Source organism: Clostridioides sp. LIBA-7602 (assembly GCF_056688945.1).
On the sequence record NZ_CP196991.1, the window covers coordinates 3,874,366 to 3,891,900 of the forward strand.

The window sequence follows — 17,535 nt, forward strand, 5'->3', positions numbered from 1 at the left end:
ACTATATTAGTTAGCGTTTATTTTATTAAGCTATTGTTGCATTCTCAACTAATAAATCTATTGTTTTTCTTATCTTTATTTGTCCTTTTATATCTTCTTTATCAGCATCTCTTAAAGAAGCTTCTATTTTGTCTATTTCCATGTTGTAAGCAGAAGCCATTTTTTCTAACTCAGCTTTAAATTCTTCTTCTGTTGATTCAATTCCTTCAGCTTTAGTTATTGCTTCCAATACTAGAGAAGATTTAACTAATTTTTTAGCATCTTCTTTTCTCTCTTCTCTTAATTCTTCCATAGTTCTACCAGTCATCTCTAATAATTGTTGTAATCCAAATCCTTGATATTGTAATTGATAGTTAAGTTCGTTTAACATATTATCTATTTGATGTTGTACCATAACTTCTGGTATTTCTATTTCTGTATTTTCAGCAACTTTTTCTACTACTGAATTTCTAGTTTCTGCATCTGCTCTATTTTTAGCTTCTTCTTCTAATTTAGCTCTTACATCTGCTTTTAATTCATCTAAAGTATCGAATTCACTAGTATCTTTAGCAAATTCATCATCTAATGCAGATAATTCTTTTACTTTTACATCATTTATTTTCACATTAAATACAACTGGTTTTCCAGCTAAATCTTGTGAGTGGTATTCTTCTGGGAAAGTAACATTAACTTCTACTTCTTCACCAGCTTTTTTACCTACTAATTGTTCTTCAAATCCTGGTATAAATGTGTTTGAACCTATAACTAAGTTATAATTTTCACCTTTACCACCTTCGAAAGCTACACCATTCTCAAATCCTTCAAAGTCTATTATAGCTGTGTCTCCATCTTCTAAAGCTTTATCTTCTACACTTACTAATCTAGCATTTTTTTCAACCATTTCTTGTAGTTTAGCTTCAACATTTTCGTCACTTACAGTATTCTCAACCTTAGCTATTTCTATACCCTTGTAGTTTCCTAATTCAAACTCTGGTTTAACTTCTACATTAAGAACCATAACTAATCCATTATCTTTGCTTATTTCTTCTATATCTAAATCTGGATTGTCTATTGGGTCTATATCTAATTCCTTGATAGCTTCTGGATAAACTTCTGGGAATAATATTTCTATAGCATCATTATAGAATATGCCTTTTCCGTATTGAGTCTCTATAACAATTCTTGGAGCTTTACCTTTTCTAAATCCAGGTATATTATATTTATTTCTGCTTTTATTATAAGCCTTATTTACTGCTGCTTCAAATTTATTGTTATCTACTGTTATTTTTAAAGTAACTTTATTACCCTCTTTTTTAATTAGTTCTGCTTTCATCCTTCTAATCCTCCTAGTGATATTTATGTAATACCCGATAATGGTATCATAATTCATTCTATTTATAATTCAACCACTTAATTATATCACATAAGTTTTTTTATTTACAAGTGTTCCATTAATATCGTTGTACTTATTTGATAAAATTTAATTTTTTGAGCGTTTTTTGCTGTTTTTTTGGATAAACACACCTTTATATGCGTATTTCTTCAATATTTATGTCATCACCTTCTATGTCCATAATAACAAAACTTTTATACGATACTCCTCTTGGAAGTGAAGTACTTCCAGGATTTATGTAAAGCACATCATCTTTAACTTCTCTAAACGGAGTATGGGTATGACCAAATATAACTATATCAGCTCCAACTTCAGTTGCCTTGTTTTCTAACATCTGTGTTCCATATTTTACACCATACTTATCTCCATGGCATAAAAATATAGTTTTATTTGCCACTTCAAAGACAACTTCTTCCTCAACAGCATCAAAATCACAATTACCTTTAACTGCAATAATTCCCACATTAGTCATACTATGAATATATCTTGAGTCTGTAAAGTTGTCTCCTGCATGAATTATTAGGTCACATTCTTTCAAATATGGTATTGTTTTTTCCATATTTTTAATCATCATATGTGTGTCACTTACTATGCCTATCTTCATTACTTCACTACCCTTTTCATAAACTCTTGTTTCATAAGTTTTAGTGCATTTGCTCTGTGGCTGATTGAATTTTTTATAACACTAGGTATTTCACCAAAAGTTTTATTATATCCTTTTACTATAAATAAGCTATCATATCCAAAGCCATTTTTACCCTTTTCTTCAAAACCTATTATTCCTTCACAGATTCCTCTTACTACAAATTCTTTTCCATCTGGGAAAACTACTGCAATTGCAGAAACGAATCTTGCATTTCTTTTACTAATTGGTACATTTTGCATAGCTTTTAATAGCTTTTCTCTATTTTCTTCATCTGTTGCATGTTCTCCTGCATATCTAGCTGAATAAACACCAGGTTTTTTTCCTAAAGCATCTACTTCTAGACCTGAATCGTCTGATATGGCTATAAGTTTAGTTTTTTTAGCTATTGTTCTAGCTTTTATTAAGGCATTATGCTCAAATGTTTTTCCATCCTCAACTATCTCTATACCTGCTAGGTCAACATCTTTTAAAGAATATACTTTATATTCAAAGTCTTTTAAGATTTCGCCTATTTCTTCTAACTTATGAGCATTATTAGTAGCAATTACTACTTCATTACCGTACTCCATACCTAATATCTCATCTGCTATTTCACCTAAAGCTTCTCTTTGAAACCTTATTAATTCTTTATTCCCTTTTTCTCCTAACTCTAACAATAAATTTAAATCTTTTCTTGAAAAAGGCTTCTCTTCTCCAGTCCCCTGTACTTCTACAAACTCACACTTATCAGTCATTATTATATTCATATCTACCTGTGCTTTAGAATCTTCTTCATAACATAAATCTATCATATGTGTTTCATTTACTATACCAACACTAATTGCTGATACAAAGTTTGTTATTGGCATTTCTTTTATTGTCTTTGCTTTATATAATTTATATATTGCTTCTGCAACTGCTACAAATGCTCCTGTTATAGACGCTGTTCTAGTTCCACCATCAGCTTGTATAACATCACAATCTACCCATATAGTTCTTTCACCTAATTTATTCAAATCTACAACAGACCTTATTGCTCTTCCTATTAGTCTCTGTATCTCTTGTGTTCTTCCGTCGATTTTCCCCCTAGATGCATCCCTTATCTTTCTTTGTTGTGTTGCTCTTGGCAACATAGAGTATTCAGCATTTATCCACCCAGTACCACTATTTCTTAAAAAGGGAGGTACTTTATCTTCTACTGATGCAGTACATATAACCTTTGTCTCTCCCATTTCTATAAGAACAGAACCTTCTGCATACTTTGTATAATTTCTGCTTATCTTTACAGGTCTTATCTGGTCATTACTTCTATCATAACTTCTGGTCATTTTTTATATCCTTTCTTATATTTTTTATATTTTATAAAATTATTTTTATAATTTTTAGTTTCGTCAAATATTAATTTTTGTCTTTTTCACAGTCTTATTAGCTTACTGAACTATTCTATCATTAATTATAGTAGTTTTCTAGTAAATTAAACGACTTTTTAGCCCTCTAATACAGCTTTTACTTCATCTTTCGATGATAAATTCAATAATTCTAAAAACATCTCTTCGTCTATAACTTTAATACCTAAATCATTTGCTTTAGTAAGTTTAGAACCAGCTTCCTCTCCTGCCAAAACAAATGTTGTCGATTTACTTACACTAGATGTAGCTTTTCCACCTCTTTTTTCTATCATTTCTTTTGCATCATTCCTTTTTAATGTAGGAAGTGTCCCAGTCAAGACTATTTTCATTCCCTCAAATATTTTTTCTACCTTTTCTCCTGTACTGTCTGATGATTTTGTATTTACTCCTACACTTTTCAACTTGTTTATAACATTTATATTTTTCTCTTCCTTAAAAAACTCGACAACGCTGTTTGCCATTATACTTCCGAATTCCTCTAATTCTTCCAGTTGCTCACTTGTTGCAGAAATTACATCATCTAAGTCGTTAAAGTTAGATGCAAGTATCTTAGCTGCTTTAACTCCTATAAATTTAATACCTAATCCATTTATAAGTCTCCATAAATCATTTTCTTTTGATTTTTCAATTGAATTAATTAAATTATCAGCAGACTTTTCACCCATTCTTTCTAGGTCTACTACATCTTCCTTTTTTATATAATATAAATCAGATACATCTTGAATTATTTTTTCATTTAATAACAACGTAATTATAGATTCTCCTAAGCCATCTATATTCATTGCATCTCTTGATACAAAGTGTATAATTCCCCTTCTTATTTGTGCTGGACAAGACATATTTATACACTTTACAGCAGCCTCTCCTTCTAATCTTACCGTTGGCTCTGAACATACAGGGCATTTTTCTGGCATCTTAAAATCAATTTCATCTCCAGTACGTTCTTCATTTATAACTTCTAAAACTTGAGGTATTATATCTCCTGCTTTTTGAACTAATACTGTATCATTTATCTTTATGTCTTTTTCTCTTATATAATCTTCGTTGTGAAGTGTAGCTCTACTCACAGTAGTACCTGCAAGTCTAACTGGTTCAAGTATTGCTGAAGGTGTTATTGTACCAGTTCTACCAACTTCCACTATTATATCTATTATTTTAGTTTTCTTCTTTTCTGCTGGAAACTTATATGCAATTGCCCATCTAGGGCTTTTTGCTGTATATCCCATTTCTTCTCTCTGTTTTATATCGTTTACTTTTATTACCATACCATCTATCTCATATTCCAAATTGCCTCTATTTTCCGTCCAGTACTCAATATGTTCAATAACTTCATCTATGCTTTTACAAACTTTATAACTCTGACTTACTGAAAATCCTAGTTTTTCTAAATACTCTAGTGATTCACTGTGACTTTTTAAATCGTACGCTTCTATATTTTCCATATTAAATATAAATATATCTAATGGTCTCTTTGCAGTTAATTTTGGGTCTAATTGTCTTAATGAGCCTGCTGCAAGATTTCTTGGATTAGCAAATAATGGCTGTTCTTGTTCTTCTTGTTGCTCATTTACTTTTCTAAAATTATCTTTTGATATATATACTTCTCCTCTAACTATCAGTTCTTTTTTGTCGTTTATTTTAAGAGGTATACTTTTTACTGTCATTAAATTATGAGAAATATCTTCTCCTACAATTCCATCTCCTCTAGTTGCTCCTTTTTCGAACTCTCCATTATTATAAGTAAGACCTACAGAAAGACCATCTATTTTAAACTCAACAACATATTCAACATTATCTCCTACATATTCTTGAACCCTCTTGTCAAAATCTCTTAAGTCTTGTTCTGAGAAAGCATTCGATAGACTTAACATAGGAGTTTTATGTACAATTTGATTGAATTTGTCTAAAGGCTTACCTCCTACTCTATTTGTTGGGGAATCAATTCTCTTTAGCTCTGGATTTTCTTCTTCTAAAGAAATTAACTCCTTCATTAATTTATCATATTCATAGTCTGATATTTCTGGGCTATCTTGATTATAATACCTTTCATTATGGTAGTTTATTTTTTCTATAAGTTTATTAATTTCATCTTTAACACTCACTTTTTGCACCTCTTTATATTTTTTAAATTATTTTTAAATTTCCTTATAATTGATTATTTCCTATTTATACATTTTTTAGTATATCACTTTTTTGACTTTAAATTTATTACAAAAAAAACTCTTATTAGTATCTCTAAAAATACCAATAAGAGTTTTTATTTTCACTAGAATTTTTTATGTTTAATAGCCTCTTGATATATCTACAACATTATCTATAGGTTTATTCTCCATTATATAGTGTTTCAAATTATTATAAACCATATTAAATGTTCTTTCCTTATTCTTATCAGATACCCAAGAATTGTGAGGAGTTACTATGACATTTTCGCACTCCCATAACTTATTATCTTGACTTAAAGGTTCACTTTCAAATACATCTAATGCTACCCCTCTAAATTTTTCTACACATTCTTCTAAATCTTTCTGGTTAACTGTATTTCCTCTACCAACATTGATAAATACTGAACCTTCTTTCATAAGCTTAAACATGTCCTTGTTTACTATTCCATCTGTACTTTTTGTGGAAGGCATTGCTACAACAACTATGTCACACTCTTCAAATACAACATTCATATTGTCGGTAGCAAAACATTTATCAAAGTATTTTTTACTACTTCCATCAGTATTTACACCCCATATTTCTAGACCAAAAGCCTTTAACCTTTTAGCTGCTTCTGATGATATAGTACCTGTTCCAAGAAATCCAACTCTTTGACCATATAATTCTGATACGGAAAAATCCATCTTCCATTCTTTGTTTTGTTGCTGTTTAAAAAACTTTGCACTATTTTTATAGATTTCTAAAATATACATGACTATGCTTTCACCAATAGGTATACTATATCCACCTCTATTATTAGCTATCTTAATATCTCTCTTTAATACTTCTTCTCTTGGAAGTTGGTCTATACCTACACTAGTTGTTTGTATATATTTTAAATTTTCCATTTTAGAAATATCTAGTCTATTAAAAGGATTATATGTAACTAGTACATCTGCAGTGTTTACATCTTCATTATTTTCAATACTATCTTCAGAGTAATGTATAACATCATATCCTAATTCACTTATTTTATCAAACTTTTCTTTTCCATAGTTTATTGTAAATAAAACTTTCATCTTAATCTCCTTCATCCACTCACATTAAAATTTTTATATACTACAGTATAATATGATACTTAATGTATATTAGTTAAACTCACTAGAAGATGTTTCAAAATTATTTATGTTCAATTGTTTTTCCTAAAGCCATGGCATTACGTTCTTGAACTAAATTTTCTATTAAATTATTTAATGTCCAATCAATAGATGTTTCAGTTACAATAGCTGTAAAAGGTCTACTTATTCTCACTTTTTTTAATCCTTCTAAAAATGCATTTACTTGTGTACTTGGTGTGTTATTGAATATCACTGATTTACTCTTAATTCCATTTTCACATTCATTTGATATATTCCCATCCAAAATATCTCTCATTACATTTTCTCCATTTTTATCACTTAAAATTATGTGGTCTCTTATTCCAGCAAAATTACTAACATTTTTAATTAGTGATAATTCTTTTTTATTAAAATTTACAAACATGATACACTTTCTATTGTGTATTTTATCTAGATTATTATTATTTATCTTTTCAAATGACATTTCATCCATCCTTTCATTTATCTATCTATATATGTTAATTTACCCCATCCGTTTAAAATAATCAATTTTTATAGAGAATTTTTATATTAATACCCAAAATTATATTTAAATAATTATACTATCCAAAAGTAATCTATAAAACTAGAATAATTAGATTAGTATTTACAAATCCTAATCTAAAGGAGAGATACAATGAATACACTACTAAACAATAAATTTAGCATTAAAAATTTTTCAAATGCTTGGGTTATAGTAATTGGTTGTATGTTGATGCAAGCTGTTCCATTTAGTATTGTAGCAAGTATACAGCCTCAGTTTATAAGTTACGTTGTAGAAGGAGAAGGCTTTAGTTTAGCGTCTTTTTCTCTAATATTCACTATTGGTACTATAGCTTCAGCAATTGCATCACCTTTTATAGGTACATTATTTTCTAAGGTCAATATTAAGATACTATATTTATTAGGTTGTTTAATTTCTAGCATTGCATTTGCTGCTTTTTCTATATGTACTGAATTATGGCAGTTTTACACTGTATCATGTATTGTGCAAATTGGTGCTACAATTATATCTTCCATAGGGATACCAGTTTTAATAAGTGCTTGGTTTGATGAAGAAAGTAAAGGAAAAGCTCTTGGTTTTGCTTTTGCGGGTGGCTCTATTGGGAGCATATTTTTACAACCAATTGCAGTTCGCTTATTAGCTTCTCAAGGATATAGTCGTTCCTATCTAATATTTGGAATTGTAGCATTAATAGTTGGTATACCTGTAATATTATTCATACTTAGAATGCCTAAGGACATTAGTGAAAAAGTGAAATCCAAAGGTAAAAAAGAGAAAGTATCTAGTACAGTTTCTCCTTCAGTATGGGGTTATACATTAAAAGAAGCTAAAAAAATTAAGTATTTTTGGATTATGACAATTGGATTTATATTTGTTGGTATATATGTTTCATCACTATCTGTGCAATATCCAACTTATCTTAGAAACTATCTAAATCCAATTCTAGTAGGAATAGTAGGCTCCACCTTTGCTTTATTTGCTCTCATTGGTAATTTAATTGGAGGATTATTATTTGACAAATTTGGTCAGATAAAACCGCTTATTATATCTTTTATATTGGTATTTATAGCTACTTTATCACTACTACTTGTAGACAAATATTCTAACTTTGCATTTGTATTTGCTGCCTTGAAAGGACTTTCTGTATTTGCTTATATGATTGGTCCTGCTTATTTAACTGGTGCTTTCTTTGGTCAAAAGGAGTTTGGTAGTATATATGGAATCGTACAATTAATTTTTGCAGTGGGATTTGCGTTAGGTTCAACATTATTTGGATTATTGGTTGATAACTTTGGATATAGGTTTTCTTGGTCTATTATAATTTTATCAGTTATAATTGCCTATACTTTACTTATTATAACTTCTATAGGAATGAAAAAAATGAATGAGGAAAGGCTCGATAAACTAATGCAATAATTGATTTTTAGATATATAAATATTATATAAAAAAGATGGAGCTTTTAATATCAAATAGAACTCCATCTTTTTATATATTACAATATAGCTAATTTTCTTTTGTTTTTAACTTTACTATCTATATCTTCATCCTTAACAATAGTAAATGCTTTGGTTGGACAGACATTTACACATGCAGGTCCTTCTGGAGATTCTATACAAAAATCACATTTATTTGCTGTCATTCTTTCTCTAAAACAAAGCTTTCCTTCGTCTATATCTTTTAATGTAACTATATCTATTGCTCCTATAGGACAAGCTAACATACAAGTCTTACATCCTATACAATTTTCTTCATTTATTTTTATTGTGTTTCCTACCCTAACTATACCACCATTTGGACATGCCTTTGCGCAAGGAGCATCTTCACAGTGTCTACATTGTATTGGAGCACTAACTTCCTTTGTCTTTATAACAGAAAGTTTTGGGTTAAAATTTATCTCATCTGGATTTTTGTAAAAAATATCCTCATCTGAATGTGCAACTACACATCCTATCATACAAGTCCTACATCCTATGCACTTATCAGGGTCTGCTATAACAAAATAGTTCATTACTTAGCCACTTCCTTTCCTATACAGTATGTAGTGTGTAATAAATGATGAGATTTTTCTCCTAATGGTTCTACTAGATATTCATCATACAGCTTTTTAATCTCAGGGTTCTCATGAGATTTTCTAACTGCTAAATGTTCATCATGCACATATGTTGCTTTTGTTCTATTTTCATAGGCTAATTCTTTATATTCTTCTAGTAAAATTTTTGGTTGACCTCCACCACTTACACATCCAACAGGGCAAGTCATAACTTCAATAAAATCTACATCCAATTTTCCTTTTTCCAAATCTTCAAGTACTGGTATTACATTTTTTAGTCCACTCACTACTCCAACTCTTAGGTCTAAATCTCCTATTTTAATAGTTGACTTTCTAAAACCATTCTCTCCTCTTACTTGCTTTACTTCTACATTAGGAATACTCTCTCCAGTTATAAGCTCATAACCAGTTCTTATAGCGGCTTCCATAACTCCACCAGTAACACCAAATATAGTTCCAGCTCCACTATAGCTACCTAAAGGACTATCAAACTTTTCTTCTCTTAAGTTTTTGAAATCAATTCCCATATCTTTTATTAGGTAAGCTAATTCTCTTGTAGTTAACACTACATCTACATCTCTATATCCACTAGAATCCATTTCTTCTCTATCACATTCATATTTTTTACATGTACATGGCATTATAGAAACACTAAATATCTTTGATGCATCTACATTATTTATTTCTGCTCCATAAGTTTTAAATATCGCTCCACCCATCTGTTGAGGTGATTTACAAGAAGATAAATGATTAGTTAATTTAGGATAATTTTTTTCCATAAATTTTACCCATGCTGGACAACAAGATGTAAACATTGGGAGAGTTCCACCTTCTGTCACCCTTTTAATTAACTCACTACCTTCTTCCATGATAGTCAAATCTGCTGCAAAGTTAGTATCATAGACTCTATCAAAATTTAAAGCTCTAAGTGCTGCTGCCATTTTACCAGCACCTAAGTATCCTAAATAATATCCAAAATCTTCTCCTAAAGCTACTCTAACTGCTGGTGCACATTGAACCATAGTAAATACATTTGGGTCACTTAAAGCCTTTTTCACCCTATCCACATCACATACATTATGTGCTGCAAATATAGGTTCATTTATAGACTCTGGTATATCTCTTTCTTGTTTTTTGATTTGTAAAAATTCAAAACCTTCATCTATAACTGAGGCATATGATTTACAAGTTTGAACACATTGACCGCACATAACACATCTATCTAAATTTATTTCTTGTGGTTTCCCCTCTTCACCTTCAATAGCATTTACTGGACAGACTTTTGAACATTCTCTGCATCCAGTACATAAATCTTTATCTATATTTATTATCATAAACGTCACCTACCCCTGTATCCTTTATTTATTTGTTAACAATAAACTAAGTGCAGCCTGTCTATTCTTAGCTTTTTTGTCATCTATTGGAGTAACAAGTTTTAATGCTTCCTGAGGACATGCACTTATACAAGCTATTTTTTCATTGTCTTTACATAAGTCACATTTATAAGCTATTTTTTTATTTTCTTCTAAAATTACTTGTTCTACTTCTTTACCATCTTCATATTGTGGAAGTAAATCTATAGCTCCAAAAGGACATGCTAGCAGACAAGTTTTACATCCTATACACTTTTCTTCATTAACAGACATAATATTATTTTCTTTGATTATAGCTTTTTGTGGACATGAGTTTAGACAAGGAGCATCTTCACAATGTCTACATTGTATTGGCATACAGAAAGTATCACCTTTTACTAAATAAAGTCTAGGTATAACAGGTATATCAACTGTTCCAACTGTATAACCTACATTGTTATGTTGATTATGCATTGTAAAACAAGCTACTTCACAAGCTCTACAACCTGTACATTTGTTTGGGTCTGCTATTACAAAAGAGCCTATCTTATTTTTCATATTATCCCACCTTTCAATTTGCATATTTCTAACACCCTAGTTACTTTCCATTATATATATTTATATATTTTAATATTTTCTCAGTACTTATATTTCGCTTACATTTTTTACACAAATTGTATGTGTTTTCATATATTTTATCAGTGTCATCAATTAATGCTCCACAAATTTCACACTTTGAATATTTTTGTTTTTCTTTTTTAATACACATATACTCAGTCTCACTTTTTGATAACTCTCTGTGGGTTTGCATAAATATTCATTCGTCTTCCTCTTACAAACCCAATAAGAGTTATGTTTAATTTTTTAGAAAGCTCTATTGATAAATTAGTCGGTGCCGATTTTGATACTACAATAGGAATTTGAGTCATAGCTGCTTTCAATATCATCTCCAATGATATTCTTCCACTTACTGCTACAATTTTATCTTCCAATGATATTTCATTTAAAACACAAAACCCAATCGCCTTATCCATTGCATTATGTCTCGCTACATCTTCACAAGTTACTATATTTTTATCATAATTAAATATGGATACACTATGCACCCCACCTGTGTTTTTGAATAATTCTGACGAATTCAAATTTCTATCCATTATGCTATAAACCGTATCATAATTTATTTTTATATTACTCTCTACAGGAACACATTTTATATAGTCTAGTGAGTTCAAAAATATAATTTGCTCATCTTCAATTTCCTGTTTTCTTTGAATATTTACTTTTGCAAAACGCTCCTTTTCGTTTATCTCCAAACTTAATAAATTTTTTTTATTTTTTATGTATCCCTTAGTTTTCAAAAAACCAACTACAAGTTCTTTCAAATTATATGGAGTACATAAAAATGTATTTATATATTTATCATTCAAAATAAAACTAAGTGGATATTCTGCAATTATTTCTTCATTATCTAATGATAGTTCATATTCGTTTATTTTATTTACTTCTACATTAAAAGAATTTAAATATTTGTAATCCACTAGACTATAACTTTTTTCAAAAACTTCATCTTTGCTATTCTCTTGTAATTTAGTTTTTGAGTATATATTATTCATAAAATATTAGCCTTTCCGCTTTTTATAAATCTTTAATCCAATTAACAGCTAAATATTTGTAGCAGTCATTTTATCTTTAAGATTTTGATACTCTTCTTTCACACATTTTTCTGCTAGTTCTTGGTCTTCAAGTTTCTCAAGTTTAACAGCACAATATTTATATTCTGGTGTTTTAGATATAGGGTCCAAGTTTGCTATTGTAAGTTCATTACAAGCTCCAACCCACCACTGATAAGTCATATATGTTGCACCTTCCTTAACTCTATCAGTAACTGTTGCTCTTGTTATTACACTTCCTCTTCTTGAACTAATTCTAACTAACTCATCATCTTCAATTCCTAATTTTTCAGCATCATTGCAATTTATTTGAACACGGCCTGGTTCATCTTCTAATGAGCTAAGTGTTCTACAATTACCAGTCATAGTTCTTACTGAATAGTGTCCAACTTCTCTTACAGTACATAAGCTAAATGGATATTCATCATCTTCGACTTCCATAGGAGGTCTCCATTCAGCAGCAAATAAATTACCTTTTCCATTAGGAGTAGAAAACTTCTGACCTTCATATAAATACATAGTTCCTTTATCTTCTACACTTTCACTCTTACAAGGCCACTGAACACTCCCTTGAGCTTCTATCTTTTCATAAGTGGCACCTAGGAAACTAGGACATAATTGTCTAAGTTCATCCCATATTTCTTTAGTGTTTTTATAGTTCATAGGGTATCCCATTGCTGTAGAAATTTCGCATATAATTTGCCAATCTGGTTTTACATCTCCTTGTGGCTCTATAGCCTTTCTCATCAACTGGAATCCTCTATCTGCACATGTATATACTCCCTCATGTTCTCCCCAAGAAGTAGCTGGAAGTATAACATCAGCATGAAGTGCTGTCTTATTCATAAATATATCTTGAACAACGACAAACTCCAATTCATCCAAAGCTTCTCTAACTTCTGATGCGTCTGGGTCACTTTGCACTGGGTCTTCTCCAAATATATAGTAAGCTTTAAGCTTTTTCTCTTTTAGTACTAAATTTGGAACTTGAGTTAAACTATAACCATTATTAGGAGATAATTTTACACCCCAAGCGTTTTCAAATTTTTCTCTTATCTTGTCATCAGTTACATTTTGATACCCTGGATATACATTAGGAAGAGCTCCCATATCACAAGCACCTTGCACATTGTTTTGTCCACGTACAGGTCCTATTCCAACACTTTCTCTACCAAAGTTACCTGTAAGCAAAGCAATTGATGCAAGTCCTTTAACTACATCAACAGCTTGACCAAATTGACAGACACCCATTCCATAAAGTATCATAGCTTTCTTGCCTTTTGCATATTCCCTCATAGCTTTTCTTATAAGCTCTTCTGGAATTCCTGTAATCTTTTCAGCATATTTAGCTGTATACGGCTTAACAATTTCTTTATACTCATCAAATCCTTGTGTATGATTTTGAACAAATTCTTTATTATAAAGACCTTCTTCAATCAAGACATTTCCAAAAGCATTTACTAAAACCATGTTTGTTCCACCTTTTATAGGTAGATGTATATCAGCAATTCTCGCAGATTCAGTTAATCTAGGGTCAGTAACAATTAACTTAGCTCCATTTTTTTTAGCTTTTACTATTCTATTTGCTACTATTGGATGTGAATCTGCTCCATTATATCCAAATATAAATAAAACATCTGCATTTTCTATCTCTGGTATAGAGTTTGACATTGCACCACTACCTAATGAGTAAGCCAGACCGGCTACAGATGGTGCATGTCAGACACGAGCGCAATGGTCAACATTATTAGTTCCTACTGCAGCTCTCATAAATTTTTGCATTATATAGTTTGCTTCATTACCAGGACCTCTTGCAGAACCTGTTCCCATAATAGAATCAGGACCATATTTTTCTTTAATTTCATTTAATCTTGAAGCTGTGTAACTTATAGCTTCATCCCATTCAACCTCTTCTAATACACCTTGTTTTCTTATCATTGGCTTTTTTAGCCTAGGTGTTAAAATTTTAGGGTCATTTAGAAAATCCCATCCATAACGACCTTTTAAGCACAAACTTTCTTGATTTGTTCTACCATTAGCTGGTTCAGCTCTTAATATCTTATTATCTTTCACAACTAGATATAATTGGCATCCAGCTCCACAGTATGGACAAACTGTTAAAATTTTTTTCTCCATACATTTCCCCCCTTAGATTTATCCCCTGATAAGTAAAATTTACCTTAAAGATAATGAAATGTTTTTATAATATGCAAAATTACAAATATTTTGCAATACTATCTATTAAATTCAACAATTTTCTCACAATTCCTTTTATGTTTTAAAAAAAATATGTCATAATAATCTTTATATTTCAACTACCTAATTAAAATATTCTAGCTCTTATGACATATTTTTTAATATACGCTTATTTAAATTTATTTAATTTTCACCTAAAACGACATTTCTGCCAATCTTATTTTTCATTCTATAGTGAGTGATTACAGTAAATATCCCACTTCCAATCAGAATCAAATAGTACATAAATCCACCATATAAAAATACCGCATATCCCATCAACGGTTGAGGGAATACTGATTTGAATATAGTGAAAAATGCTAGTTCATTAGCTCCTACATTCCCAGGTGTTGGTATTGGGGATATTGCCATATATAAAAATGCTTGTAGTGTTAATATATAGATATAACTGTAACCTTGTAAATTAAATGCTTTGTATATCCAAAATGAAACACTAAAGTAAGCACTTAATTGAATAAAAGTTACTATTATAGTTAAAATTAACACTTTTTTATTCTTGGCAAAAAAACTTATCGCTTTACTATAATCATCTATAAAATTTTCTATAGAGTCAACCTTATTATCTAAAAATTTCAAAAATTTAATTTTTGTTAAATGCTTTATAGAAACTCTCATAAAATATTTTATTTTTTGAGGATTTAAAATAACTAATATTATCATAATTAAGACAAATGAGTTAATAGCTATCCCTAAAAAGACTAAAGGCATAATCACTTTCATCTGTTTTTCTAACATAGCAAAATTCATTAGAACAAGTATTGTACAATAAAAAGTAACTACTATTTGAAAAATAATAGATTTATTGGTAACAACTGCGCTTGCCTTACTAAGTGGCATTTTACATTTTTTAAGTACATATATCTGCACTGGCTGGCTTCCTGAGGCAAATGGAGTTATTAAATTATAATAAAATCCCATAATGGCTAGCTTAAAACCAATAAATCTAATATTAACTTTGTGGGTGCTTTCTATAATTATCTTCATTACCACTCCTTCAAGCATTATATGAGACATTATTGCCAAAGCACCTATAAATAAAAATTTCTTATCTACCATAACTATAACATTTGATAACATTTTAATGTCTAATGTTTTAAACACTAGATAAATCGTTATACCTATTAGTAAAAATAAAAATGTATACTGTAGTAAACTTTTTCTAATATTCTTTAGTTTATCCATTAAAGATAACCGTCCTTTTCTCAAGATTTAATACCAAATACCTTATTATTAGTATACACTACGAATATTAATATTTTATAACAAAATACCTTACAATTTTGTCATTCACAAAAAATATTAATCTATAAATTAAATTTTAATATATAGATTAATATTTTACAAACATTTTGTAGATATATATAATATTTTCACTAAATTACACTTCCATTTATTACACCCATTTATACCCTATACCCCACACAGTTTCTATTGTATATATGTTATATTGTTTTAATTTGCTTCGTATATTTTTTATATGCTCTGTAATAGCACTTATATCACTTTCTCCATCAAAACCATATACTGACTCATATATTCTTTCTTTTGAAAATACTTGCCCCTTATTTTTTGCTAAAAATTCACATATTAAATATTCACTCTTAGTAAAGTTGATTTTTTTACCATCAACTGAAACTTCTTTTCCTAAAAAGTTAAATTGAACATTTGATATAGTTAATAAATTTTTTTTCTCTCTATTTTCTCTTCTTAGGTGAGCTGTTATTCTAGCTCTTAATTCTCCTATACCAAAAGGTTTTGTTATATAATCATCTGCTCCTATACCAAGACCATACATAATATCACTTTCCATATTTTTAGCTGTCAAAAACAGTATTGGACAATCAACCTTATTTCTTATAGCTTTGCATACTTCAAAACCATCCATCTTAGGCATCATTACATCTAATATTATTAAATTAAAAGAATTAAAATTGATATCCATAGCATTTTCCACATCGCTAATTACTTTTACTTCATGTCTATCTCTTTTTAATACATTTTCAATTAGCTTTAACATATCTAAATCATCATCTATTACTAGTATCTTAGACATACTAACTCCTCCCTTTATGTGTTCAATAACATTTTAATGCATATTTTTACAAATTTATATCAACTATCATACTCTCATATTATAGATTACAATAACTGCTTAATATTTTACAAATAAAATATTTTAGATACAAAAACTTTATATTTCAAGCACTTTATATTTATTTTACGTATATTCGCTTAAATATCAAAATTTATAGTTGTAATATTTTAAATATGTAATAAAATCAATAATAAGAAAACTTCTTATTAACATATCTTTAATTATTTAAATTGGAGGAAAAAATCATGGATGAAAAATTAACAAAAAGTAATTATAATGTTCCATTTGACTATGCTCGAGAAAAATTTAAAGAATTAGACCCTCATACAATTAGTAAATTAAGCAATATACCTTTCAACAGTAATTCAAATAAATTCACACTAAATTTTTTTGATAGACAATATATTATAGACTATCCAAGTGGAGAAGTTTGGAATGGTAATGATGACCTTTGTAAAAATTTTGAGCTTAAAATTTTGATAATTAGATACTTAATCAATGCTAAAGGTATTCCTAGAACTAATAAATATGTAACTTTTAAAGAAGTACCAGGAGGTAATGTTTACTATCCAAACTTTTTAAATAGGACCCTCTCTAGACTTTCAGAAGTTTTTGCATCTCAAATAGACAAATACAAGTTAGTTATGGAAAGTATAGGAGCTGAAAAAGTAAACATGGGCGATTTAGCTTATAAGTTTACATATATGGGTAATACGTCTATGATATTTATACTTTGGTTTGGAGATGATGAATTCCCTCCAAATTCAAATATATTATTTGATTCTAATATAATTTATTACTTTAATGCAGAAGACTTAGCGGTTGTTCCTGACACAGCTATAGATGTAATTCTAAGTAAAATAAAGAAATTATAAATATCAATTAATATCATAATAAAACT

The 17,535-nt window shown here is 29.4% G+C and carries 16 protein-coding genes; 2 read left to right on the forward strand and 14 right to left on the reverse strand.

Annotated features, from left to right (window positions below; all coding sequences use genetic code 11):
* Positions 1-25: 25 nt before the first annotated feature.
* The 6 genes from tig to ACTG45_RS18025 form a co-directional block, all read right to left on the reverse strand.
* Positions 26-1,312 (reverse strand): trigger factor, encoded by a 1,287-nt coding sequence (gene tig / locus ACTG45_RS18000; protein WP_021386237.1) that lies wholly within the window; start codon positions 1,310-1,312, stop codon positions 26-28.
* Between the two features lie 193 nt (positions 1,313-1,505).
* Complete coding sequence (locus ACTG45_RS18005) at positions 1,506-1,976, reverse strand: metallophosphoesterase family protein (protein ID WP_021386218.1); 471 nt, start codon at positions 1,974-1,976, stop codon at positions 1,506-1,508.
* The gene (gene rph / locus ACTG45_RS18010; RefSeq protein WP_021386200.1) at positions 1,976-3,325 is read right to left on the reverse strand and encodes a ribonuclease PH; all 1,350 of its coding nucleotides are present in this window, start codon (positions 3,323-3,325) and stop codon (positions 1,976-1,978) included. The genes ACTG45_RS18005 and rph overlap by 1 nt, the downstream gene beginning before the upstream one ends.
* Positions 3,326-3,483: 158 nt before the next feature.
* Positions 3,484-5,508, reverse strand: coding sequence for an NAD-dependent DNA ligase LigA (gene ligA / locus ACTG45_RS18015; protein ID WP_479917635.1), 2,025 nt, complete (start codon positions 5,506-5,508; stop codon positions 3,484-3,486).
* Positions 5,509-5,688: 180 nt separating this feature from the next.
* Positions 5,689-6,627 (reverse strand): phosphoglycerate dehydrogenase, encoded by a 939-nt coding sequence (locus ACTG45_RS18020; protein WP_021386235.1) that lies wholly within the window; start codon positions 6,625-6,627, stop codon positions 5,689-5,691.
* Between the two features lie 100 nt (positions 6,628-6,727).
* Positions 6,728-7,150: a DUF3783 domain-containing protein gene (locus tag ACTG45_RS18025; protein WP_021386215.1), complete on the reverse strand. Its 423-nt coding sequence runs from the start codon at positions 7,148-7,150 to the stop codon at positions 6,728-6,730.
* Positions 7,151-7,342: 192 nt separating this feature from the next.
* On the opposite strand from ACTG45_RS18025, the gene ACTG45_RS18030 reads away from it, so the two are divergent.
* The gene (locus ACTG45_RS18030) at positions 7,343-8,626 is read left to right on the forward strand and encodes a conjugated bile salt MFS transporter (RefSeq protein WP_479919524.1); all 1,284 of its coding nucleotides are present in this window, start codon (positions 7,343-7,345) and stop codon (positions 8,624-8,626) included.
* A 77-nt stretch (positions 8,627-8,703) separates the two neighbouring features.
* Here the strand turns inward: ACTG45_RS18030 and ACTG45_RS18035 are convergent, their stop codons facing one another.
* The 8 genes from ACTG45_RS18035 to ACTG45_RS18070 form a co-directional block, all read right to left on the reverse strand.
* Positions 8,704-9,219: a 4Fe-4S dicluster domain-containing protein gene (locus tag ACTG45_RS18035; protein WP_021386201.1), complete on the reverse strand. Its 516-nt coding sequence runs from the start codon at positions 9,217-9,219 to the stop codon at positions 8,704-8,706.
* Positions 9,219-10,595: a [FeFe] hydrogenase, group A gene (locus ACTG45_RS18040; RefSeq protein WP_021386239.1), complete on the reverse strand. Its 1,377-nt coding sequence runs from the start codon at positions 10,593-10,595 to the stop codon at positions 9,219-9,221. The genes ACTG45_RS18035 and ACTG45_RS18040 overlap by 1 nt, the downstream gene beginning before the upstream one ends.
* Positions 10,596-10,619: 24 nt before the next feature.
* Positions 10,620-11,171, reverse strand: a complete 552-nt coding sequence (locus ACTG45_RS18045) for a 4Fe-4S dicluster domain-containing protein (protein ID WP_021386206.1) — start codon at positions 11,169-11,171, stop codon at positions 10,620-10,622.
* Between the two features lie 40 nt (positions 11,172-11,211).
* Complete coding sequence (locus ACTG45_RS18050) at positions 11,212-11,424, reverse strand: hypothetical protein (protein WP_479919525.1); 213 nt, start codon at positions 11,422-11,424, stop codon at positions 11,212-11,214.
* Complete coding sequence (gene fdhD, locus ACTG45_RS18055; protein WP_479919526.1) at positions 11,393-12,226, reverse strand: formate dehydrogenase accessory sulfurtransferase FdhD; 834 nt, start codon at positions 12,224-12,226, stop codon at positions 11,393-11,395. Before fdhD ends, ACTG45_RS18050 begins: the two co-directional genes overlap by 32 nt.
* Before the next feature lie 48 nt (positions 12,227-12,274).
* Positions 12,275-14,419 carry a formate dehydrogenase subunit alpha gene (fdhF, locus tag ACTG45_RS18060; RefSeq protein ID WP_479919527.1) on the reverse strand — a complete coding sequence of 715 codons (2,145 nt, stop codon included), beginning with the start codon at positions 14,417-14,419 and terminating at the stop codon, positions 12,275-12,277.
* A 243-nt stretch (positions 14,420-14,662) separates the two neighbouring features.
* Positions 14,663-15,721: a lysylphosphatidylglycerol synthase transmembrane domain-containing protein gene (locus ACTG45_RS18065; RefSeq protein WP_021386195.1), complete on the reverse strand. Its 1,059-nt coding sequence runs from the start codon at positions 15,719-15,721 to the stop codon at positions 14,663-14,665.
* Positions 15,722-15,932: 211 nt separating this feature from the next.
* Complete coding sequence (locus ACTG45_RS18070; protein WP_479917640.1) at positions 15,933-16,592, reverse strand: response regulator transcription factor; 660 nt, start codon at positions 16,590-16,592, stop codon at positions 15,933-15,935.
* A 287-nt stretch (positions 16,593-16,879) separates the two neighbouring features.
* Here ACTG45_RS18070 and ACTG45_RS18075 point away from each other — a divergent pair, with 287 nt between their 5' ends.
* Positions 16,880-17,509 (forward strand): DUF3786 domain-containing protein, encoded by a 630-nt coding sequence (locus ACTG45_RS18075; protein ID WP_479919528.1) that lies wholly within the window; start codon positions 16,880-16,882, stop codon positions 17,507-17,509.
* Positions 17,510-17,535: the final 26 nt, after the last annotated feature.

Excerpts from the sequence above, each read along its gene's own strand:
- ACTG45_RS18065 (WP_021386195.1), bottom strand. The coding sequence starts at position 15,721 with ATGGATAAACTAAAGAATATTAGAAAAAGTTTACTACAGTATACATTT.
- tig (WP_021386237.1), bottom strand. The coding sequence starts at position 1,312 with ATGAAAGCAGAACTAATTAAAAAAGAGGGTAATAAAGTTACTTTAAAA.
- ACTG45_RS18045 (WP_021386206.1), bottom strand. The coding sequence starts at position 11,171 with ATGAAAAATAAGATAGGCTCTTTTGTAATAGCAGACCCAAACAAATGT.
- rph (WP_021386200.1), bottom strand. The coding sequence starts at position 3,325 with ATGACCAGAAGTTATGATAGAAGTAATGACCAGATAAGACCTGTAAAG.
- fdhD (WP_479919526.1), bottom strand. The coding sequence starts at position 12,226 with ATGAATAATATATACTCAAAAACTAAATTACAAGAGAATAGCAAAGAT.
- ACTG45_RS18040 (WP_021386239.1), bottom strand. The coding sequence starts at position 10,595 with ATGATAATAAATATAGATAAAGATTTATGTACTGGATGCAGAGAATGT.
- ACTG45_RS18035 (WP_021386201.1), bottom strand. The coding sequence starts at position 9,219 with ATGAACTATTTTGTTATAGCAGACCCTGATAAGTGCATAGGATGTAGG.
- ACTG45_RS18050 (WP_479919525.1), bottom strand. The coding sequence starts at position 11,424 with ATGCAAACCCACAGAGAGTTATCAAAAAGTGAGACTGAGTATATGTGT.
- ACTG45_RS18005 (WP_021386218.1), bottom strand. The coding sequence starts at position 1,976 with ATGAAGATAGGCATAGTAAGTGACACACATATGATGATTAAAAATATG.
- ACTG45_RS18025 (WP_021386215.1), bottom strand. The coding sequence starts at position 7,150 with ATGTCATTTGAAAAGATAAATAATAATAATCTAGATAAAATACACAAT.
- ACTG45_RS18020 (WP_021386235.1), bottom strand. The coding sequence starts at position 6,627 with ATGAAAGTTTTATTTACAATAAACTATGGAAAAGAAAAGTTTGATAAA.
- ACTG45_RS18030 (WP_479919524.1), top strand. The coding sequence starts at position 7,343 with ATGAATACACTACTAAACAATAAATTTAGCATTAAAAATTTTTCAAAT.
- ACTG45_RS18070 (WP_479917640.1), bottom strand. The coding sequence starts at position 16,592 with ATGTCTAAGATACTAGTAATAGATGATGATTTAGATATGTTAAAGCTA.
- ACTG45_RS18075 (WP_479919528.1), top strand. The coding sequence starts at position 16,880 with ATGGATGAAAAATTAACAAAAAGTAATTATAATGTTCCATTTGACTAT.